Here is a 20014-nt window from a genome sequence, read left to right as displayed (position 1 = left end):
TTCAATAATTTGCTGTCCAGTTTTTAGGAGTGCACCATGTGTGGCATCGTCGGCGTCGTCTCCCATCAACCCGTCAACCAGGTCCTGTATGACGCCTTGCTGCTGTTGCAGCACCGCGGCCAGGATGCGGCGGGCATCGCAACCAACCACAGCAGCATGTTCTCGATGCACAAGGCCAACGGCCTGGTGCGCGACGTATTCCGCACCCGCAACATGCGTTCGCTGCAAGGCAATTCGGGCATCGGCCACTGCCGCTATCCGACCGCCGGCTCGTCGAGCGAGGAAGAGGCGCAGCCGTTCTACGTCAACGCGCCGTTCGGCATCACGCTGGCGCACAACGGCAACCTGACCAACCAGGAAGAACTGAAGCAGGCGCTGTTCAAGAACGACCGCCGCCACATCAACACCGATTCCGATTCGGAAGTGCTGCTCAACGTGCTGGCCCACGAGATCCAGGAAGCGGCGACCGGCTACACGCTCGATCCCGATGCCGTGTTTAAGGCGGTGGCGATGGTGCACCGCCGGGTGCGCGGCGCCTACGCCGTGGTGGCCCAGATCGCCGGCCACGGGCTGCTGGCCTTCCGCGATCCCTTCGGCATCCGTCCGCTGTGCATCGGCGTCAACGAGACCGATGACGGCGTCGAATACATGGTCGCCAGCGAATCGGTGGCGTTGGAGGGCATCGGCTTTCGCTTCATGCGCGACATCGCGCCGGGCGAGGCGGTGTTCATCGACAGCGACGGCGCGCTGCACCAGCGCCAGTGCGCCGACAATCCGTCGCTCAATCCCTGCGCCTTCGAATACGTCTACCTCGCGCGTCCCGACTCGATCCTCGACGGCGCCTCGGTGTACGCCACGCGCCTGAAGATGGGCGAGTATCTGGCTGAGAAGATCCGCAAGGAGTTTTCGAGCGGCGAGATCGATGTCGTCATGCCGATTCCCGACTCGTCGCGCCCGGCCGCGATCCAGCTGGCGCTGAAACTGGGCATCGAATACCGCGAAGGTTTCATCAAGAACCGCTACATTGGCCGCACCTTCCTGATGCCGGGCCAGGCGATCCGCAGCAAATCGGTGCGCCAGAAGCTCAACGCGATCGCCGACGAATTCAAGGGCAAGAACGTGCTGCTGGTGGACGACTCGATCGTGCGCGGCACCACCAGCCGCGAGATCGTCCAGATGGCGCGCGAGGCGGGCGCGAAGAACGTCATCTTCGCCTCGGCCGCGCCGCCGGTGCTGTTCCCCAACGTGTACGGCATCGACATGCCGACCCGCGGCGAACTGATCGCCTACGGCCGCAGCAACGAGGAGATCTGCCGCGAGATCACGGCCGACAAGCTGGTCTACCAGGATATCGACGCGCTCAAGCGCTCGATCTCGGACGTGAATCCGGCGCTGACGAACTTCGAGGCCTCGTGCTTTGACGGCATCTACGTCACGGGCGACATCTCGCAGGCTTACCTGGACCGGCTCGAATTCGCGCGCCACAATCCGAAGAACGCGCCGCCGGAAGACGCGGTCACGACCCAGCTGCATCTCAAGCCGGTGACGGCGGAATAAGGACGGGCCGGGCCATGAGCGACCAGCGCCACTTCGGCTTCACCACGACCATCCTGCACAACGACCGCCGAAAGCCGATCGAGCAGGGCTCGCTGCACAAGCCGGTGCACACCTCGGTCGCCTTCGGCTACACCGACGCGCGCCAGCTCGCTTCCGTCTTCCAGGGCAAGGAGCCGGGCTTCCGTTACGGCCGCCAGGGCAACCCGACGGTCGCCGCGCTGGAAGACAAGGTCACGCGCATGGAAGACGGCGTGGCGACCCTGTGCTTCGCCACCGGCATGGGCGCGATCGGCGCCATCTTCCAGGGCTTGCTGCGCGCCGGCGACCATGTGGTGTCGTCGTCCTTCCTGTTCGGTAACACCAACAGCCTGTGGCAGACCGTGGCCGGGCAGGGCGTCGGTGTCGATTTCGTCGACGCGACCGACGTCGCCAACGTCGAGGCGGCGCTGAAGGACAACACGCGCCTGGTGTTCGCCGAGACCATCGCCAACCCCCGCACCCAGGTCGCCGACCTGGCCCGCATCGGCGCGCTGTGCCGCGCGCGCGGCATCCTGTTCGTGGTCGACAACACCATGACCACTCCTTACCTGTTCCGCGCCAAATCGGTCGGCGCTGGCCTGGTGGTCAACTCGCTGACCAAGTCGATCGGCGGCCACGGCATCGCGCTGGGCGGCAGCCTGACCGATACCGGCGAATACGACTGGAACGATTACCCGCACATTGCCGAGAACTACAAGCGCAATCCGCCCAAGCAGTGGGGCATGGCGCAACTGCGCGCCAAGGGCCTGCGCGACTTTGGCGCCTCGCTGGGGCCGGAAGCGGCGCACCACATCGCCGTCGGCGCCGAAACGCTGGCGCTGCGCATGGAGCGCAGCTGCGCCAACGCGCTGGCGCTGGCGCGCATGCTGGAGGCCGACCCGCGCGTGGCGGCGGTGCATTATCCCGGCCTGGCGTCGCATCCGCAGCACGAGCTGGCCGGCGCCTTGTTCCGTTCCTACGGCTCGCTGTTCAGTTTCGAGCTGAAGGACGGCATCGACTGCTTCGATTACCTGAACCGGCTGCAGGTCGGCATCCCGGCCAGCAACCTGGGCGACACCCGCACCTTGGTGATCCCGGTGGCGCACACCATCTTTTTCGAGATGGGGGCCGAGCGCCGCGCCAGCATGGGCATCGCCGAATCGCTGATCCGCGTGTCGGTCGGCATCGAGGACACGGCCGACTTGCTGGCCGATTTCAAGGGCGCGCTGGACGCCTGACACTTTCCGAGGACTGGGACCAATGAAGAAACTTGTACTCTGCCTGAGCCTGGCGCTGGCCGCGCTGGCCGCCAACGCCGACGAACTGGCCACCGCCGACGCGCTGTTCCAGAAGAAGGCGTATCCGCAGGCGCTGCAGCTGTACACGAAGCTGGCCAACGCCGGCAACGTCGATGCGCAGCGCCATCTGGCCGAGATGTACTGGTACGGTGAAGCCGGTTCGGTCGACGACGCCAAAGCCGAGCTGTGGTTCAGGAAGGCCGCGGCCAAGGGCGACAAGACCGCCGTGGCCGCACTCGAGGTGATGAAGCAGCGCGTTGCGCGGCGCGCCGAGATCGACTACTGGGTCAACAAGTACGACGGCGCCGACCTGAAGTCGGGCAAGTTCCGCTGCGTCGCGCCGCGCATTCCCGCGATCTCCAAGGTGAACGACGACATCACCCGGATCGGCAACAACGTCCAGGCCTGGCAGGATTGCTACAACGATTTCGTGGCCAACATGAACGCCCACGAGACGCTGGCGTCGGTGGTGCCGGAAGACCTGCTCAAGCTGTTCAACGAGCAGGAAACCGCAGCGGCAACGGCCCGGCTGGCGCAGGCGCGCGAAGGCATCGCCGCGGAGAGTTCGGCCGGCGCCAAGCTGACGCTGGCCGACTTCGCCGCGTGGCGCAGCGCCACCGAGGCCTGGGTCAAGGACCACAACGACCTGGTCAAATCCTCCACCGCGAGCGATCGCAGCAATGAACTCGACGCGCGCAGGAACAACTACGTGCCTAACCGCAAATAGTGCCTCACGAACGCAGGTATCGATTCCTGTTGTCAACCGGCGTAAATGGTGGGAATATTAATGTTCCATTAATTCCGGAGGCGCAGCATGAAACGTTCGATTTTGTGTGCAGTGTTGATTCTGGCCTTCGGCGCCGCCGGTGCGGATGAACTGTCTGACGCTGCCGCTGCGCTGAACGCCAAGAACTATCCCCAGGCCCTGGCCTTGTATTCCCGCCTGGCCGGTGCCGGCAACCCCGAGGCGATGCTGCGCCTGGGCGAGATGTACTGGTACGGCGAAGGCGCGCCGCTCGACCGCGCCAAGGGCGATGCCCTGTTCGCCCAGGCCGCCGCCGCAGGCAACCAGGCTGCCGTCGCGGCCACCAGCCTCAGTCGCGACCGCCAGCAGCGGCTGGCCGACATCGCCTACTGGACCACCGGCTACGATGGCGCGGACCTGGTCGCCGGCAAGTTCAACTGCGTGGCGCCGGAGTTTCCTGAGTTCTCCCAGACCAAACGGGCGGTGACGGCGACCAGCGAGGCCGCCGACGCTTACACAGCCTGCTATAACGGCTTCATCGACCATCTCCAAAGCGTCATGCCGCCCGGAAAGGCCATCCCGGAAGCCGTGACGCTGCTGATGAGCGAGCAGGAACTACGCCAGGCCACCGAGCATCTGGGCAAGGTCTATGCGGCGGTTGCGGCCCGCGCCAAGCTGACGGCCGACCAGACACTCGAGAAGCGCGACAAATGGATGGCGAAAACCACCGATTACCTGACGACCCAGAAACTGCGCGAAAAACAGTACCTGGACGACATGGAAAGGCAGCGCGTGTCGAACAACGGGGCGATCGACATCGCGACCCGCGCGCAGCCCAGGAAGTAGGGGCGGCCTGTCGGCGACCGTTTGCCTCGAGCCAGCTTGAAATGCACCAAAAAAAGCGAAACTTTTAATCACCCTCAGGCATGGAGAACAGCATGAAACGATTCATTGCGGGCGTGTTCCTTATCGCGGGCGCGGCTACTGCTTGCGCAGCCGATCTCTCCGACGCGGCGAAAGCCTTGAACGGCAAGGATTATCGACAGGCGCTGGCGCTGTACACGCAGCTGGCGAACGCCGGCAATCCCGAGGCCGAGTTGCGCCTTGGTGAAATGTACTGGTACGGGGAGGGCGCGCCGCTCGATCGCGAGAAGGGCGACGCCCTGTTCGCCAAGGCTGCGGCGGCCGGTCATCCGGGTGCTGTCGCGGCGACCCGCCTGACCGGGCAACGCCAGCAGCGTCTGGCCGACATTTCGTACTGGACCACCGGTTACGACGGCGCCGACCTGGTTGCCGGCGAATTCAACTGTGTACAGCCAAAGGCTCCCGACGTGTCGCGGACCAAGAGCGAGATTGGCAAAGTGAGCGCTGCGTTCGAGGCCTACCGGGCCTGCTACAACGGCTTCATCAGCAATCTCGAAAGCGTCTTGCCGCCGGCTAAGCGCATCCCCGAGGATATTGCGCTGCTGATGAGCGAGCAGGAACTCGGCCAGGCGAGGGAGCACCTCGGCAAGGTGTATGCCGCAGTGGCGGAGCATGGCAAGCAAACCGCCGCGCAGGTGATGGCGTCGCGCGAAGCGTGGATGTTGCAGACCACCGCGTACCTGACCACCGAGAGCAATCGCTGGGAACAGCGCATGGCGGACATGGACCGGTACAGGCGCGACCACGCCATCTGGCGCGACTGGACGATCCGCAATGCGCCAGCTGTCACGATCCCAAAATAGCCATCAGCGATTTCAAGCGGCCCCGTAGCGAACGAAAATGTTCCGGGCGCTGCCGGCGCGGCGGATCGAGCCCGGTCTCGCTGAACTCGTGCCCACCGCCAGGATCAGTGCCAGGTGCGCATCAGGCCGACGGCGAGGCCCTCGAGGGCGAAGTCGTCCACCGAGGGATCGACCTTGATCACCTTGAAGTCCGGGTTCTCCGGCAACAACTCAATCAGCGATCCGGTCTTGCGGTAGCGCTTGACGGTGACGTCGTCGCCGATGCGCGCGACCACGATCTGGCCGTTCTTCGCGCTGTCGATTTTCTTCACCGCCAGCAGGTCGCCATCCATGATGCCGGCGTCGCGCATCGACAGGCCGCGCACCTTCAGCAGGAAGTCCGGCTTGGAGGAGAACATCGACGGATCGACGCTGTAAGTGGCTTCGACATGCTCGAGCGCGAGGATCGGCGAGCCGGCGGCAACGCGGCCGACCAGCGGCAGCGACATCATCAGCGTGGGCGGCGGCATGGGCATCGGCTCGGGATTGGCGGCGCCGACCAGGCGGATGCCGCGCGAGGTGCCCGGCGCGATTTCGATGGCGCCTTTGCGCGCCAAGGCTTGCAAATGCTCCTCGGCGGCGTTGGCCGATTTGAAGCCCAGTTCGTTGGCGATCTCGGCGCGGGTCGGAGGAAAGCCGGTGTTCTCGATTGCATCCCGAATCAGGTTAAGGATCTGTTCTTGCCGTGCGGTGAGCTTGATCATTGGGGTGCGGGTGCTGGTTATATGAACAGACTGTATTTTTGTACAGTATTTCGGCGAATGCAAGGGAAATTCACAAAAAACCGCATGAAGACCGGATTTTGTTCGATTTGAGGTGGGCGCCCATCACGCCGGCGCGGGCTTTTGGTGCTATCTTGGGAGCAGGAGGTCGTTATGCTTGAACTCAAATCGGATCGATCCCAGCGCGCAGATTATGATCAAGATCTGATGCTGTGGTACGAACAACAGCACGCCTTGCTGCGCCAGCGCCGCCTTGCCGAGTTGGACGTGGATCACCTGATTGAGGAACTGGATGACGCCATGGGTAGTCTTCGCAAGGAGCTCGCTAGCCGCTTGGAAGTGTTGATCATTCATTTACTCAAATGCGAATACCAGCCCGAACGCAAGTCACGCAGCTGGCTGGGTACGATCCATGAACAGCGCTCCGCGCTGGCTTTGCTGCTGGAAGAAAGTCCTAGCTTGGCGCCACTAGCGATGCAGGCGGCCGAAAAGAGCTATCCGCGGGCTGTTCGTGGCGCTTCCGTGCAAACCGGACTGGACCGAAAGATTTTCCCCGCGGCGATTCCCTATTCGCGCGACCAGTTGTTCGATGACGATTTCGTGCCTGCTCCGTCCAATTTCCCCGCGCCGCGCGCACCCTGACGCCACAAACCCGTTGCCACGGGCGCCACTCCCGCGCTATAATTGCCGGCTTTCCCTTCCCACACTCGTCTTGACGCCGAGGTGGGCTTTTGTTTTAAACGTCCCTAAGGAGTTATGCATGCGTCATTATGAAATCGTTTTTATCGTCCATCCGGACCAAAGCGAGCAAGTCCCGGCGATGATCGAACGTTACAAGGCCAGCGTCACCGCGCGCGGCGGTAACATCCATCGCGTCGAAGACTGGGGCCGTCGTCAGATGGCTTACTCGATCCAGAAGCTGCCTAAGGCACACTACATCTGCATGAACATCGAGTGCGACAACGAGACCCTGGTGGAACTCGAAACCGCATTCAAATTCAATGATGCCGTGCTGCGTCACCTCACCGTTAAGATGAAGAAGGCTGAAACCGCGCCGTCGCCGATGATGAAGTCGGTACAACGTGAAGACGCAGCCAAGAGCCACCGCTCGGAAGCTCCGGCCGCCGCAGTAGCACCTGCAGCCGCTGCCTGATTTTCGGCTGGAACCTTAAGCTGGTGAAGTGAATCAACTTCAGTTTGTAGCATCGATTTCGGAGCGCGACGTATTGCGCTACACCCCGGCCGGCGTGCCGATCGTGTCCGCCACCCTGACGCATAGTTCGCAGCAGGTGGAAGCAGGGGTGCCAAGGTTGACCGAGTTTGAAATTGCCGCGCTTGCCGCGGGCGAAATTTCAGGGCGGTTTGCACGGGCCGAGTTGGGCGCAGCGCACCAGTTCACGGGATTTCTGGCCAAAAAGAATCGCAACAGCAAAGCGCTGGTGTTTCACATCATTGATTTCAGTGCCGCCGCCTAAGCGGGGTACTTTTTAGATACAGGAGCCTAAAATGGCATTCGGTAAAAAATTCGACAAGAACAAGCTCAAGCTTAAAGAAAAGCGCAAACAACAGAACCCACTGTTCAAGCGTAAGAAATTCTGCCGCTTCACCGCAGCCAACGTGGAGCAGGTCGACTACAAAGACGTCGACACCCTGAAGGACTTCGTCCAGGAAAACGGCAAGATCATGCCAGCACGCCTGACCGGCACCAAGGCGCACTACCAGCGCCAGGTTGACACCGCCATCAAGCGCGCACGCTACCTCGCGCTGCTGCCATACACCGACCTGCACCACGCTTAATCGCTGCAGAGAACCTGGAGAAAAATATGCAAATCATCCTGTTAGAAAAAGTCGTTAACGTCGGCAACCTCGGCGACGTCGTCAAAGTCAAAGACGGTTACGCACGTAACTTCCTGATCCCGCAAAAGATGGCCCGCCGCGCCACCGCATCGGCTGTCGCCGAATTCGAAGTCAAGCGCGCCGAACTGGAAAAGGCCGCCGCCGCCAAGCTGGCAGCGTCGCAAGCCCAGGGCGAGAAACTGTCCGGCATGACCATCGCCATCGCTCAAAAAGCGGGCGTCGATGGCCGTCTGTTCGGTTCCGTTACCAACTTCGACATCGCCGAAGCGCTGACGAAGCAAGGTTTCGCTGTCGAGAAAGCACAAGTGCGCATGCCAACCGGCCCGCTCAAGACCGCCGGCGACCATCCAGTTGCCGTCGCTCTGCACACCGACGTCGTGGTGGAAATCACCGTGGCCGTCGTGGGCGAAGCAGCCTAAGCAGCACCCTCGCATCGCGGGCCATGCGCCCGCGAGATGAGACCATAAAGCCGGGTTATCCCGGCTTTTTTGCGTCTGATGCTGTCAGTTTTTTCTCACCAATTATTGCTGTCTGCCGACCCGGAACGGGTATAATTCGCGCCATGAATGCCCCCTCCGATCCGCAACTCGACGCCCTCCGCATCCCCCCGCACTCCATCGAGGCGGAGCAGTCCGTCATCGGCGGCCTGCTGCGCGACAACGCCGCGTGGGACCGCATTGCCGACTTCATGCACGCGGAAGACTTCTACCGCTACGATCACCGCATTATCTTTGAGCAGCTGGTCAAGCTGATCAACGCGGCCAAGCCGGCCGACGTCATCACCGTGTTCGAAGCGCTCAACAACCTGGGCAAGGCCGAGGAAGTGGGGGGCTTGCAATACCTGAACGCGATGGCGCAGAACACGCCGTCGGCGGCCAACATCCGCCGCTACGCCGAGATCGTGCGCGACCGCGGCGTGCTGCGCAAGCTGATCACCGTGGCCGATGAAATCTCCGGCAACGCGTTCAACCCGCAGGGCAAGGAAGTCAAGCAGATGCTCGACGAGGCCGAGTCGAAGATTTTCGCCATTGCCGAAGCCGGCTCGCGCGGCGCCCAGGGCTGGGTCGCGGTGCAGCCGCTGCTGACCCAGGTGGTCGAGCGCATCGACGAGCTGTACTCGCGCGACAACCAGAGCGAGATCACCGGAGTGCCGACCGGCTTCATCGACCTCGACCGCATGACCTCGGGCCTGCAGCCGGGCGACCTGATCATCGTCGCCGGCCGTCCGTCGATGGGCAAGACCGCGTTCTCGGTCAACATTGGCGAGAACGTCGCGATCGACGCCGGCCTGCCGGTGGCCGTGTTCTCGATGGAGATGGGCGGCGCCCAGCTGGCCATGCGTATGCTCGGCTCGGTCGGCCAGCTCGACCAGCACCGCCTGCGTACCGGCCGCCTGCTCGACGAGGACTGGCCGCGCCTGACCCACGCGATCCAGAAAATGAACGACGCCCAGCTCTACATCGACGAGACGCCGGCGCTGAACTCGATCGAACTGCGCGCGCGCTCGCGCCGCCTGTCGCGCCAGTGCGGCAAGCTGGGCCTGATCATCGTCGACTACCTGCAGCTGATGACGGGTAACCAGCCGGGCGACAACCGCGCTTCCGAGATCTCCGAAATCTCGCGCGGCCTGAAGGGCCTGGCCAAGGAATTGCATTGCCCGGTGATCGCGCTGTCCCAGCTGAACCGCTCGCTGGAGCAGCGCCCCAACAAGCGTCCGATCATGTCGGACTTGCGCGAATCGGGCGCTATCGAGCAGGACGCCGACGTCATCATCTTCCTGTACCGCGACGAGGTCTACAACCCGGATTCGCCCGACAAGGGCACCGCGGAGATCATCATCGGCAAGCAGCGTAACGGTCCGATCGGCGCGGTGCGCCTGACCTGGATCGGCCAGTACACCAAATTCGGCAATTACAGCGGCGGCCTGGCACTGTACCAGGGCGACTAACAACCCGAAGGCGCCGTGCCGCGCGCGCGCCTTCAGCACTTGCAGCACCCCCTAACGGAGAACAATATGTTTGGACGCTTGATGCCCACCGAGGGCAAATTCTTTGACCTGTTTAACCAGCATGCGGCGCTCTGCGTCAAAGGCGCGCACGAGATGGTCGGCCTGATGACCAACTTCGACGACCTGGAAAACCGCTGCCACGCGATCGAGGGCATCGAGAAGCAGGCCGACAAGATCACCTACGCCACGGTGGACATGCTGCACAAGACCTTCATCACGCCGATCGACCGCGACGACATCCACCAGCTGATCACGCGCATGGACGACATCCTCGACCTGATGGAAGACGCGGCCCAGACCGTGTCGCTGTACGACCTGAAGGCGGTCACGCCGGAAGCGAAGCGCCTGGCCGAACTGTCGCTGGCGTGCTGCGAAAAAGTGCAGGCGGCTGTGGGCCTCTTGCACAACATGGACAACTCGCAGAAGATCGTCTCGATCTGCGAAGAGATCGACCGCCTCGAGTCCGACGCCGACCACGTGATGCGCGCCGCGATGTCCAAGCTGTTCCGCGACGAGCCGGACGTGCGCAACCTGATCAAGCTGAAGGCGATCTACGAGATCCTCGAAACCGTCACCGACCGCTGCGAAGATGTTGCCAACATCATCGAAGGCATCATCGTCGAAAACGCGTAAGCGGAAAGCCTGTACATGCAAACTCTTCACATGAGTATCTACGTGCTCGGGCTCTTGATCGCCCTGGCGCTGCTGTTCGACTTCATGAACGGCTTCCACGACGCCGCCAATGCGATCGCCACGGTGGTCTCGACCGGCGTGCTCAAGCCGCAGACGGCGGTGGCGATGGCCGCGGTGTTCAACTTCATCGCGATCTTCATCTTCGGCCTGGGCGTGGCCGCTACGGTGGGCAAGGGCACCATCGATCCGAATGTCGTCGATCAGTACGTGATCTTCGGCGCCCTGGTGGGCGCGATCATCTGGAACATCATCACCTGGTACTACGGCATTCCGTCGTCGTCCTCGCACGCGCTGGTCGGCGGCCTGGTGGGTTCGGCCGTGGCCAAGGCCGGCACCGGCGCGCTGGTGGGCGGCGGCCTGCTCAAGACCGTGATCTTCATCGTCGTCTCGCCGCTGCTCGGTTTCGTGTTCGGTTCGATCATCATGCTGATCGTGTCGTGGATGTTCGTGAAATCCACGCCGCGCAAGGTGGACACATGGTTCCGCCGCTTCCAGCTGTTCTCGGCCGCGGCATACAGCCTTGGCCACGGCGGCAACGACGCGCAGAAGACCATCGGCATCATCTGGATGCTGCTGATTTTCGCCGGCTACTCGCTGCCGACCGACCATACGCCGCCGATGTGGGTGGTGATCTGCTGCTACACGGCGATCAGCTTCGGCACGCTGTTCGGCGGCTGGCGCATCGTCAAGACCATGGGCCAGAAGATCACCAAGCTCAAGCCCGTGGGCGGCTTCTGCGCCGAAAGCGGCGGCGCGATGACGCTGTTCATCGCCAGCGCGCTGGGCGTGCCGGTATCGACCACCCACACCATCACTGGCGCGATCGTCGGCGTCGGCTCGGCGCAGAAGATGTCGGCGGTGCGCTGGGGCGTGGCGGGCAACATCGTCTGGGCATGGGTCTTCACGATCCCGGCATCGGCCTTCATGGCGGCGATCGCCTGGTGGGTCGGCACCCACGTGCTGTAATTCGCGGCGCTTGAAAAAATGGGGTCAGGTTCGCCGAACCTGATCCCTTTGTCGTTAACGGCGGCCGGTGCGCTCCACCAGCTCGATCTCGAACAGCTTCGGCCAGTGCTTCCCTGTGACGAACAGGCGCTTGTGCTGCGCGTCCCACGCGATGCCGTTCAGGACGTCGTCCGGCCCCATTCCTTTCCAGTCCTTGTCGGCCAGGCCGGTCAGGTCGATCCAGCCGACCACCTTGCCGGTCTCCGGATCGATCCGCGCGATCACGTCGCTGCCCCACACGTTGGCGAACAGCTGGCCATCGACCCATTCGAGCTCGTTCAGGCTGGCGATCGGCCTGCCCTCGGCGCTGACCTGGATGCGCCGCACCTCGGCCAGCGTCTTCGGATCGAGTACGCGGATCGCCGCCGTGCCGTCGCTCATGAACAGGTGGGCGCCGTTCCCGGTCAGGCCCCAGCCTTCGCCGGTGTAGGAGAACTTGCGCTTCAGCGCGAAGGTCTTGGCGTCGTACACGAAGCCGACCTGGGTGGTCCAGGTCAGGCTGACGATCTCGTTGCCGACCGGCGCGATGCCCTCGCCGAAGAACTCCGCGGCGATATCCTTTTTCTGCAGCACCCGGCCGGTTTCGAGCTGGACCCGGCGGATCGACGACTGGCCCTTCAGGCCGGTGCTCTCGAACAGCGCGCCGTCCTTGATGTACAGGCCTTGGGTGAATGCCCCGGTGTCATGCGGATAGGCGTGCTTGACCATGAAGGCGTAGATGGGAATGGCGGCCTGCGCCGTTCCCGTGGCCAGCAGAAGGGCGCCGATAGCGGCGGAAGTGAGTTTTTTCAATGGGCACCTGTTGTGATGGCGGCTTGCTGCCGCTGCCAGACTCTACCTCAAAAACCGGCGCGCCGTCACCCGCTGCCACCGCGTCAATATATTGATTCTCGGAACGGAAGTCGGCATACTCGTGTCCACTCGGACAAGATGGGCATTTTGCCAATCTTCCGTTTCTGGAAACGTCAATCATGATTCGTGCAGCTATCCTACCCGGCCTGATCGCCGCCCTGGCAAGCCTTCCGCTGGCGGCGCACGCCGCCGAACCGGCGTCGCGTCCGGCGAAACCCGATTTCAGCAACTGCCCCAAGCCGGAGTGGCCGAAAGAGGCGCTGCGCAACGAGCAGACCGGCAAGGTCACAGTGGGTTTCCTGATCGCGCGCGACGGCAGCATCAAGGACAGCAAGGTGCTGGTGTCGAGCGGCTTCCCGCTGCTCGACGAAGCGGCGCGGACTGGATTGACGCGCTGCCGGTTCCAGCCGGCGATGCGCGACGGCGAGCCGGCCGAGGCGTGGATGCAGATGCAGTACGTGTGGCAGCTCGAGCCGAAAGTCGCGGCGCCCGCGGCCAGTCCGGGGGTAGCCGATGCGGCGAGCCGCGGCGATCCGGCGGCGCAGCTGGAGATGGCCCATCGCGCAAGCGACGCGCAGGAGGCGGCGCGCTGGCTGCGCCTGGCAGCGGAACAGGGCAACGCCGAAGCGCAATACGCCCTGGGCGCGGCGCTTGAAGCCGGGCGCGGCATGCCGCGCGACTTGGCCGAGGCGGCGCTGTGGTATCGCAAGGCCGCCGACCAGGGAATGGCGATGGCGCAGAACAACCTGGGCTTGCTGTATTCGAGAGGCAGCGGCGTGCCGCCGGACCCGGTGAAGGCGACCGAGTGGTACCGCAAGGCGGCGTTGAATGGCTACGTATGGGGGCAGTTCAATCTCGGACTGGCCTACGCGAACGGGCGCGGCGTCGGCCGCGACGACGCGATAGCGAACGACTGGATGCGCAAGGCCGCCGAGCAGGGCTTGCCGCGCGCGCAGATCGCGCTGGGATTCCGCCTCGCACACGGCGTCGGCGGGCCGCGCGACGAGGCCGCCGCGACGGCCTGGTATCGCAGGGCGGCCGATCAGGGTGATCCGATGGGCCAGAATAATCTGGGCTACAGCTACGAGACCGGGGCCGGTGTGACGCGCGATTATGCCGAGGCGCTGCGCCTGTACCGCATCGCGGCGTCGCGCGGCAATGCGTTCGCCGAAGAGGCGCTGGGCGGCCTGTACGAGACCGGCCGCGGGGTCGAGGCCGATTTGCCGACGGCGCTGACCTGGTACCGCGCGGCCGCGGCGAAAAACAATCCGCCCGCATTGCGCAAGCTGGGCATGCTGTACGAAGCCGGCCGCGGCGTCGAGAAGGATCCCGCGACGGCGCTGGGCTACTTCGAGCGCGCCGGCGCCGGCGGCGACCAGGCTGCGATGCAGCGCCTGGCCGCGGCCTATGCAGCTGGCGAGCTCGGACTGACGCCCAACGCCGACGTGGCAAAGCAGTGGCAGGAGAAGGCTGAACGCGTCTACGCCACCGTCAGCGGCAACGCGGCGCACTAATCTAGCGGCGCCGCGGATTTAGTCGAGGCGAAAAAAATCCCGCATGCCCGAAGGTATGCGGGATTTTGCATAATTACAGGACTGGGTTACAGCACTTCGCTCGCGTGGTCCGCCAGGCGCGAACGCTCGCCGCGCGCCAGCGTGACGTGGCCGCTGTGCGACCAGCCCTTGAAGCGATCCACCACGTAGGTCAGGCCGCTCGAGCCTTCGGTCAGGTAGGGCGTGTCGATCTGCGCGATGTTGCCCAGGCAGAGGATCTTGGTGCCGGGACCGGCGCGTGTGACCAGCGTCTTGATCTGCTTCGGCGTCAGGTTCTGTGCCTCGTCGATGATCAAGCACTTTTGAGGAAGGCGCGGCCGCGTATGGAGATGATTCTGGAACGGTGCAGACTTTCGCTTCCGCTGACCCCACGTTCAGCGGTCGGCGTAGAAAACTACTTCAATCTAGACGCAATTGCATTGACGATGTCTGAAATCTTTTTCCGAGTGGCGGCGTCCAAACTCTCAAAGCTTACTAGTCCTGACTGTACCCGGAGCAAAAATTGATAAGCCAAAACTGGTTTAGACCTGTTGCTTCTTTTTAGAAATTCCGAATTCTTGCTTTCGATCACTGTCGAATCGTCGCAAAGGACGAACGATTTCAAATCGTTCGCGCTGAAGGCGTCTTCAATCCCTTGGCAATCAGGAAATTTGAGCATGCGTTTTTTCCCGATTTCGACATCGTCGGCGAACATATTCCTTAAAATTGATTTATATGCATCACGCCCTTGACTATCGTCGTCAATAGCTACAATGAAATGAAGCCCCCATCCGACAAACATATTGGCGAGGGGCTCAATTTTATTTACGCCAGTTGCAGCAATAAAATGGACCTCCTTCTCCGCTTTGCATAATTGCCAAAATGCCGTTAGGTAATAATACCCACTCATTTCTTCAAGAAGAACGTTGTTGGTCTTTTTGATAACCTCTTGGTTACTTAGATTCGATCCCATAGCGGTCAAAATCGGAGAGAGGGTATCAGAAGATGCCGTTCCTAACTGATGGGCGTCTATTACTACGCTCGGGCTATCATCTAAGTCGCTGTCGCGCTGCACTGCGTGAACTCTATATAGTCTCGAATACTCCAGAAGTTGCGGACTATGTGTGGTATATACGACCGTGCACGTGTTTTTCGCGAGCTTATTGATCAAACGCAGTACATCGTTTTGAGCTTTTGCATGCAGGTTGGAGCCGGGCTCATCTAAAAGAAAAATTCGTCTCACGCCAATCTTTTCCGAAGCTTTTAATTGAAGATAGAACGAAACAAACCAACTCACTCCCTGGCTTCTCTGACGTGGGTACAAATGATTTTGGCCATCGCTTATCCAAAACACTAGGTGAGAACGTCCTGATTTTTCCTCATTTGAATCATCGTATCGGTCGAGTTCGCAACGAAGTGCAAGTCTTCCGCTTTGTCCTATTGTCTGACTCCAAAAATTGTTAAAGTCTTCGCTAATATGGGCATTGGATTTGTTTAGCAATGTCTCCTGAGAGCGTTTATCTTTACTCATCAGCGCAGGCAAATCGATACCCGCTATTTTCAGAAAATTGTTCGCGGCATCTCGTCCTTCGCCAATCAGATTTCCACTCTTATCGATATCGACAATATTTGGAAGCCGGCCCGTTTTCTCGTCGAATTTAACGCCGCTGGGTAAAACTCCCCAGATATGATTGGCGAGGTCATCCGGAGTCATTGGCTTGTAGTCTTCTGCCATTACTGTTGCGTGATTGTGTACCGCTTCTAAAACGGTAAGCATTTCACCACCGGACGGAGAAGGCGTAGTTGCAGATTTGACATAGCCATCCCGAAATTTTGAAAAACTTTCGTCGGACATTTCTACTTCAGCAATCAAACGTTTACTCTTGGCGTCCAGGTTCCACACGCAGTCAATTTCCACAATGTTGTTTTCGTGCGCGAAATATTTCTCAATTGCCTTTTGTTCGAGTGGCTGGATGTCTTCGAGTTGGCTCTGAATATCTAAGAAGTCTATTGCGATTCGAAGCTTCACGATAGGTAACGGCGCGCCGATCCGGAAATCGTCGTCGGTTGGACAGTCTTTGGAAAAGGCAAAATATAAAGCATCAAGGATCGACGTTTTTCCGCTCTCATTCTGCCCAACAAAAACTGTGATGCCATCCTGCGAAAATGGCACCCATCCGGAGTCCACTATCGATCTGAAATTGTTTATTCGGAACGCAATTAGTTTCATATTTTATGAGGGTTATTAGCTGTCTAGGATGATAAGGCGGACTCGTAGAAATGATTAAAAAATAGCATGTGTTGGTTGTGGAACGCAAGGATTAATTTTCGCGTCGGAAACGGAATGCTGCGTGCCAGCTTTGCACGCATTCGAAATTGTGAGGGCGAACGCTTAGCGGCTGCGTTATACCTGTCTTAATATTGTTTCGTCTTATGCAAAAAATCCCGCATACCCGAAGGTATGCGGGATTTTGCATAATTACAGGACTGGCTTACAGCACTTCGCTCGCGTGGTCCGCCAGGCGCGAACGCTCGCCGCGCGCCAGCGTTACGTGGCCACTGTGCGACCAGCCCTTGAAGCGGTCCACCACGTAGGTCAGGCCGCTCGAGCCTTCGGTCAGGTAGGGCGTGTCGATCTGCGCGATGTTGCCCAGGCAGAGGATCTTGGTGCCGGGACCGGCGCGCGTGACCAGGGTCTTGATCTGCTTCGGCGTCAGGTTCTGCGCCTCGTCGATGATCAGGAACTTGTTCACGAAGGTGCGGCCGCGCATGAAGTTGAGCGACTTGATCTTGATGCGCGAGCGGATCAGGTCCTGGGTCGCCGCGCGGCCCCACTCGCCGCCGTCCGAGTCGGACTTGTTGAGCACTTCGAGATTGTCGTCGAAGGCGCCCATCCACGGCGACATCTTCTCTTCCTCGGTGCCCGGCAGGAAGCCGATGTCCTCGCCCACCGGCACGGTCACGCGGGTGACGATGATCTCGTTGTACAGCTTGGTCTCGAGCACCTGCGCCAGGCCCGCGGCGAGCGCCAGCAGGGTCTTGCCGGTGCCGGCCTGGCCGAGCAGGGTGATGAAGTCGCACTCCGGATCCATCAGCAGGTTCAGCGCGAAGTTCTGCTCGCGGTTGCGCGCGGTCACGCCCCACACATTGTTCTTGTTATGGCTGAAGTCGCGCAGGGTGCGGATTACCGCGGTCTTGCCATTGAGCTGGCGCACCTGGCCGTAGAAGGGCGCTTCGCCGTTCTTCGGCTCCATGTACACGAACTGGTTCACCAGCAGGGTCGGGATGGTCGGGCCGGTGACGCGGTAGTAGGTGGACGAGACGCCGTTCTTGTTCTCCTGCCAGGACTCCATGTCCTTGCCGTTCTTGTTCCAGAAGTCGTCCGGCAGCTGCACGATGCCCGAATACAGCAGGTCGGTGTCTTCCAGCACGTGGTCGTTGAAGTAGTCCTCGGCCGGCAGGCCCAGCGCGCGCGCCTTGATGCGCATGTTGATGTCTTTCGACACCAGCACGATGGCGCGGCCCGGCAGCTCGGACTCCAGGTTGCGCACCACGCCCAGGATCTGGTTGTCGGCCTTGCCGACCGGCAGGCCTTCCGGCAGGGTCGGGCCGCTTTGCAGGCGGGTCTGGAAGAACAGGCGGCCCTTGGCGTCCTTGTTGCCCAGCTTGTTGAGCGGGATGCCGCTTTCGATCGCGTCGTCGTCGATGTTGGCGATCAAGGCGTCGAGCGTGCGCGAGACCTGGCGGGCGTTGCGCGCCACTTCCGACATGCCTTTCTTGTGATCGTCGAGTTCCTCGAGCGTCATCATCGGCAGGTAGACGTCGTGCTCCTCGAAACGGAACAGCGAGGTCGGGTCGTGCATCAGCACGTTGGTGTCGAGCACGAACATCTTGGTCGTGCCGCTCTTGTCGGCCTGGCGGCTGGTGGACGACTTGATGACCGCCTCGACCGGCTTGTGCTTGGCCGGATGCGGCGCGCCGCGCTCGCTGTCGACAGGCTGCGGGGCGCGCGCGGCCGGCGCCGCGGCTGGGACTGCGGCGACGGGCGCCACGGCCGGCACGGCGGCGACCGGCGCCTTCTTGCGCGCTGGCTTGGGCGCGGCCACGGCCTTGCCGCTGATCAGGTCTTCGACCGCGTCGAGCGGCGCGGCGGCGGCCGGGGCCGGCACGGCGCGCACGGCGCCCTTGCGCGGTTCGGCTTTCGGATAATCTTTGGCCAGCAGCAGCGCGGCTGGCTTGGTAGGCATTTTTGGCAGTGGCATCAGGGTCTCAATCTAAAAAATTTCCGAAGGACAGAAACGCCGCGACACGCAAGCGGTGCTTGCGCGACGCGGTCGGCGCGGCCTGGTCGAAGGATGGGGGAGAGGCGCTGGTCAGTCGCGGCATGGAGGCCGGGCTGGCGCGGCGCCAGATCAAGATGATGCGAGAGTAAAAAACTTTCACTCAAAATGGGCGGCAGCAATCGACGTTTTACAGCAGGTTAATCGACGAGGAGCCTTCCTTGCTAGGGCTGGCTCTTCACAAACTCCAGCACTTCATCGGCGTGCTCTGCAACTTTCACGCCACGCCATTCTTTCACCAATCGGCCCTCAGCGTCAACGATAAACGTGCTGCGCTCGATGCCGCGAACTTGCTTGCCGTACATATTCTTCATCTTCATCACGCCGAACTGCTGGCACACCAGTTCTTCCGGATCGGAAATGAGTTCGAACGGCAGGCCCAGCTTTGACTTGAAGCCCTCGTGCGAGCGCAGCGAATCGCGGCTGATGCCGTAGATCTCGGCGCCGGCGGCCTGGAACTGGTCGTGCAGTTCGCGAAACGCGATGCTCTCGGTGGTGCAGCCGGGCGTGTTGTCCTTCGGGTAGAAGTACAGCACGGTGTAGCGCGCGGGGCGCCCGGCCAGCTGGAACTGCTTGTCGCTGGTCATGGCGGCGGAAAAATCGTTGACGGTTGCGGTCGATGGGCTGTCAGCCACGTTGCTCTCCTGGGCGCGCTGCGATCGGGGCCGGCACGATCAGTTCGCCTGAGCGGCCGGGCACTTCGCCCCAGCTGACCGGATAGTCGGGCAGGGGCAGGTCTTTTACTTTCTGGTAGTAGTCGGCCATCGACGCCAGCTGGTAGCCCTGGGCTTTCCAGCCTGTCAATAACTGTTCGAATATGGGGGCCAGTTTCTGGCCTTCAAGCTCGGCGTGCAGGGTATATACGTGGTCGCGTGTGGCGCCAGCGGTCAGCTTGAGCAGGTGGTCGGCGATGTTGCGCGTGGTGATGGTCACGCCGTCGATGGTGCGGCCCAGCAGTTCGTCGAGCGTCGGCAGGGTGGTCGGCAGCTGGATGCAGCGGGTGCCTTGCACGCGGTAGGGGCCGATGTGCGGGTCCTGCAGCGAGCCGTCGTCGTTGAGCAGCGCGCGGCCGTCGGACGCATAGGCGTAGCCGGCCGCGTCGTGCTCGGCGAAGGCGAAATTGTTCATCTGCCAGCCGGCCGCGCCGTGGGTGTGCGGCGAAATGCCGAACACGAAGCGGTAGCGGTCTTCGGCGCGCCGCATCACGTGCGAGGTCCAGCCGGCGCCGCGTTCGCGCACGTGGTCCTGCCACACCACGTGGTCCCAGGTGTGGATGCCGCATTCGAAACCGGCGTTGGCCGCCTTGCGCATCTCGTCGATGCAACGCCGGCCGATGTCTGGGGCGGGCAGCATCACGCCGTACATCAGCGTCTTGATGCCGTAGTGTTCGAGCACCGAGGTGCGCGAGACTTTCTTGAAGAAGCCGGGCCGGAAGGCGCGCCGCAGGGCCCAGCCGGTATGGTCCGGCCCGAGCGAGAACAGGAAGGTGGCGTGGGCGCCGTGCGCGCTCAGCATGCGCACCAAATTGGGCACGCCTTCGCGCGTGCCGCGATAGGTGTCGACGTCGATCTTGAGCGTCAGCAGCGGGCCCTGGTTGTTGGAGGTGGGTTCGGACAAATCG

20 protein-coding genes and 1 pseudogene are annotated in these 20014 nt (G+C 61.9%); 14 read left to right on the top strand and 7 right to left on the bottom strand.

All coding sequences use genetic code 11. From position 1 onward, the window contains the following. Positions 1–36 precede the first annotated feature (36 nt). From purF to Q4S45_RS13415, 5 genes are all read left to right on the top strand, one after another. The gene (gene purF / locus Q4S45_RS13435; RefSeq protein WP_305504958.1) at positions 37–1557 is read left to right on the top strand and encodes an amidophosphoribosyltransferase; all 1521 of its coding nucleotides are present in this window, start codon (positions 37–39) and stop codon (positions 1555–1557) included. Positions 1558–1571: 14 nt separating this feature from the next. Beyond that, positions 1572–2813 carry a cystathionine gamma-synthase family protein gene (locus Q4S45_RS13430; protein WP_305504956.1) on the top strand — a complete coding sequence of 414 codons (1242 nt, stop codon included), beginning with the start codon at positions 1572–1574 and terminating at the stop codon, positions 2811–2813. 22 nt (positions 2814–2835) lie between these two features. Then, the gene (locus tag Q4S45_RS13425; protein WP_305504954.1) at positions 2836–3600 is read left to right on the top strand and encodes a tetratricopeptide repeat protein; all 765 of its coding nucleotides are present in this window, start codon (positions 2836–2838) and stop codon (positions 3598–3600) included. Positions 3601–3687: 87 nt separating this feature from the next. After that, the gene (locus tag Q4S45_RS13420) at positions 3688–4464 is read left to right on the top strand and encodes a sel1 repeat family protein (protein WP_305504952.1); all 777 of its coding nucleotides are present in this window, start codon (positions 3688–3690) and stop codon (positions 4462–4464) included. A gap of 92 nt (positions 4465–4556) precedes the next feature. Next, on the top strand, positions 4557–5345 hold the full coding sequence (locus tag Q4S45_RS13415) for a sel1 repeat family protein (protein WP_305504950.1): 789 nt from the start codon (positions 4557–4559) through the stop codon (positions 5343–5345). A gap of 104 nt (positions 5346–5449) precedes the next feature. On the opposite strand, the gene lexA is transcribed toward Q4S45_RS13415, so the two are convergent. Further along, entirely contained in the window at positions 5450–6088 is a 639-nt protein-coding gene (lexA, locus tag Q4S45_RS13410) for a transcriptional repressor LexA (protein WP_305504948.1), read from the bottom strand. 171 nt (positions 6089–6259) lie between these two features. Between lexA and Q4S45_RS13405 the strand changes: the two genes are divergently transcribed. The 8 genes from Q4S45_RS13405 to Q4S45_RS13370 all read left to right on the top strand — a co-directional run bounded on the left by Q4S45_RS13405 (position 6260) and on the right by Q4S45_RS13370 (position 11630). Beyond that, on the top strand, positions 6260–6748 hold the full coding sequence (locus Q4S45_RS13405; protein WP_305504946.1) for a DUF29 domain-containing protein: 489 nt from the start codon (positions 6260–6262) through the stop codon (positions 6746–6748). Positions 6749–6866: 118 nt separating this feature from the next. Beyond that, the gene (gene rpsF, locus Q4S45_RS13400; RefSeq protein WP_305504944.1) at positions 6867–7259 is read left to right on the top strand and encodes a 30S ribosomal protein S6; all 393 of its coding nucleotides are present in this window, start codon (positions 6867–6869) and stop codon (positions 7257–7259) included. A 28-nt stretch (positions 7260–7287) separates the two neighbouring features. Beyond that, the gene (gene priB, locus Q4S45_RS13395; RefSeq protein WP_305504942.1) at positions 7288–7581 is read left to right on the top strand and encodes a primosomal replication protein N; all 294 of its coding nucleotides are present in this window, start codon (positions 7288–7290) and stop codon (positions 7579–7581) included. A 31-nt stretch (positions 7582–7612) separates the two neighbouring features. After that, positions 7613–7903, top strand: coding sequence for a 30S ribosomal protein S18 (gene rpsR, locus Q4S45_RS13390; RefSeq protein ID WP_008450941.1), 291 nt, complete (start codon positions 7613–7615; stop codon positions 7901–7903). A gap of 26 nt (positions 7904–7929) precedes the next feature. Next, positions 7930–8382: a 50S ribosomal protein L9 gene (gene rplI / locus Q4S45_RS13385; RefSeq protein WP_305504925.1), complete on the top strand. Its 453-nt coding sequence runs from the start codon at positions 7930–7932 to the stop codon at positions 8380–8382. A 143-nt stretch (positions 8383–8525) separates the two neighbouring features. Then, a complete protein-coding gene (locus Q4S45_RS13380; RefSeq protein ID WP_305504923.1) occupies positions 8526–9911 on the top strand; it encodes a replicative DNA helicase in 1386 nt (461 codons plus the stop codon). A 66-nt stretch (positions 9912–9977) separates the two neighbouring features. Next, positions 9978–10604, top strand: a complete 627-nt coding sequence (locus Q4S45_RS13375) for a DUF47 domain-containing protein (RefSeq protein ID WP_305504922.1) — start codon at positions 9978–9980, stop codon at positions 10602–10604. A 15-nt stretch (positions 10605–10619) separates the two neighbouring features. Then, complete coding sequence (locus Q4S45_RS13370; protein ID WP_305504920.1) at positions 10620–11630, top strand: inorganic phosphate transporter; 1011 nt, start codon at positions 10620–10622, stop codon at positions 11628–11630. A 54-nt stretch (positions 11631–11684) separates the two neighbouring features. On the opposite strand, the gene Q4S45_RS13365 is transcribed toward Q4S45_RS13370, so the two are convergent. Then, a complete protein-coding gene (locus Q4S45_RS13365) occupies positions 11685–12461 on the bottom strand; it encodes a glutaminyl-peptide cyclotransferase (RefSeq protein WP_305504917.1) in 777 nt (258 codons plus the stop codon). Positions 12462–12640: 179 nt separating this feature from the next. Between Q4S45_RS13365 and Q4S45_RS13360 the strand changes: the two genes are divergently transcribed. Next, positions 12641–14035: a TonB family protein gene (locus tag Q4S45_RS13360; protein WP_305504915.1), complete on the top strand. Its 1395-nt coding sequence runs from the start codon at positions 12641–12643 to the stop codon at positions 14033–14035. An 86-nt stretch (positions 14036–14121) separates the two neighbouring features. Here the strand turns inward: Q4S45_RS13360 and Q4S45_RS13355 are convergent. The 5 genes and pseudogenes from Q4S45_RS13355 to Q4S45_RS13335 all read right to left on the bottom strand — a co-directional run. Further along, positions 14122–14423: pseudogene (locus Q4S45_RS13355) on the bottom strand (PhoH family protein); the annotation flags it as partial. Between the two features lie 45 nt (positions 14424–14468). Next, positions 14469–16226 carry an ATP-binding protein gene (locus Q4S45_RS13350; protein WP_305504913.1) on the bottom strand — a complete coding sequence of 586 codons (1758 nt, stop codon included), beginning with the start codon at positions 16224–16226 and terminating at the stop codon, positions 14469–14471. 319 nt (positions 16227–16545) lie between these two features. Next, positions 16546–18315 (bottom strand): PhoH family protein, encoded by a 1770-nt coding sequence (locus Q4S45_RS13345; protein WP_305504911.1) that lies wholly within the window; start codon positions 18313–18315, stop codon positions 16546–16548. A 242-nt stretch (positions 18316–18557) separates the two neighbouring features. Continuing rightward, a complete protein-coding gene (locus tag Q4S45_RS13340) occupies positions 18558–18980 on the bottom strand; it encodes a peroxiredoxin (RefSeq protein WP_305512105.1) in 423 nt (140 codons plus the stop codon). A gap of 40 nt (positions 18981–19020) precedes the next feature. Beyond that, positions 19021–20010 (bottom strand): polysaccharide deacetylase family protein, encoded by a 990-nt coding sequence (locus tag Q4S45_RS13335; RefSeq protein WP_305504910.1) that lies wholly within the window; start codon positions 20008–20010, stop codon positions 19021–19023. Positions 20011–20014 lie beyond the last annotated feature (4 nt).

The organism is Massilia sp. R2A-15 (genome assembly GCF_030704305.1).
GTDB lineage: Bacteria > Pseudomonadota > Gammaproteobacteria > Burkholderiales > Burkholderiaceae_D > JAFCUW01.
Note: the sequence above shows the minus strand (reverse complement) of the source record. Positions and strands in the feature narration are given on the sequence as shown.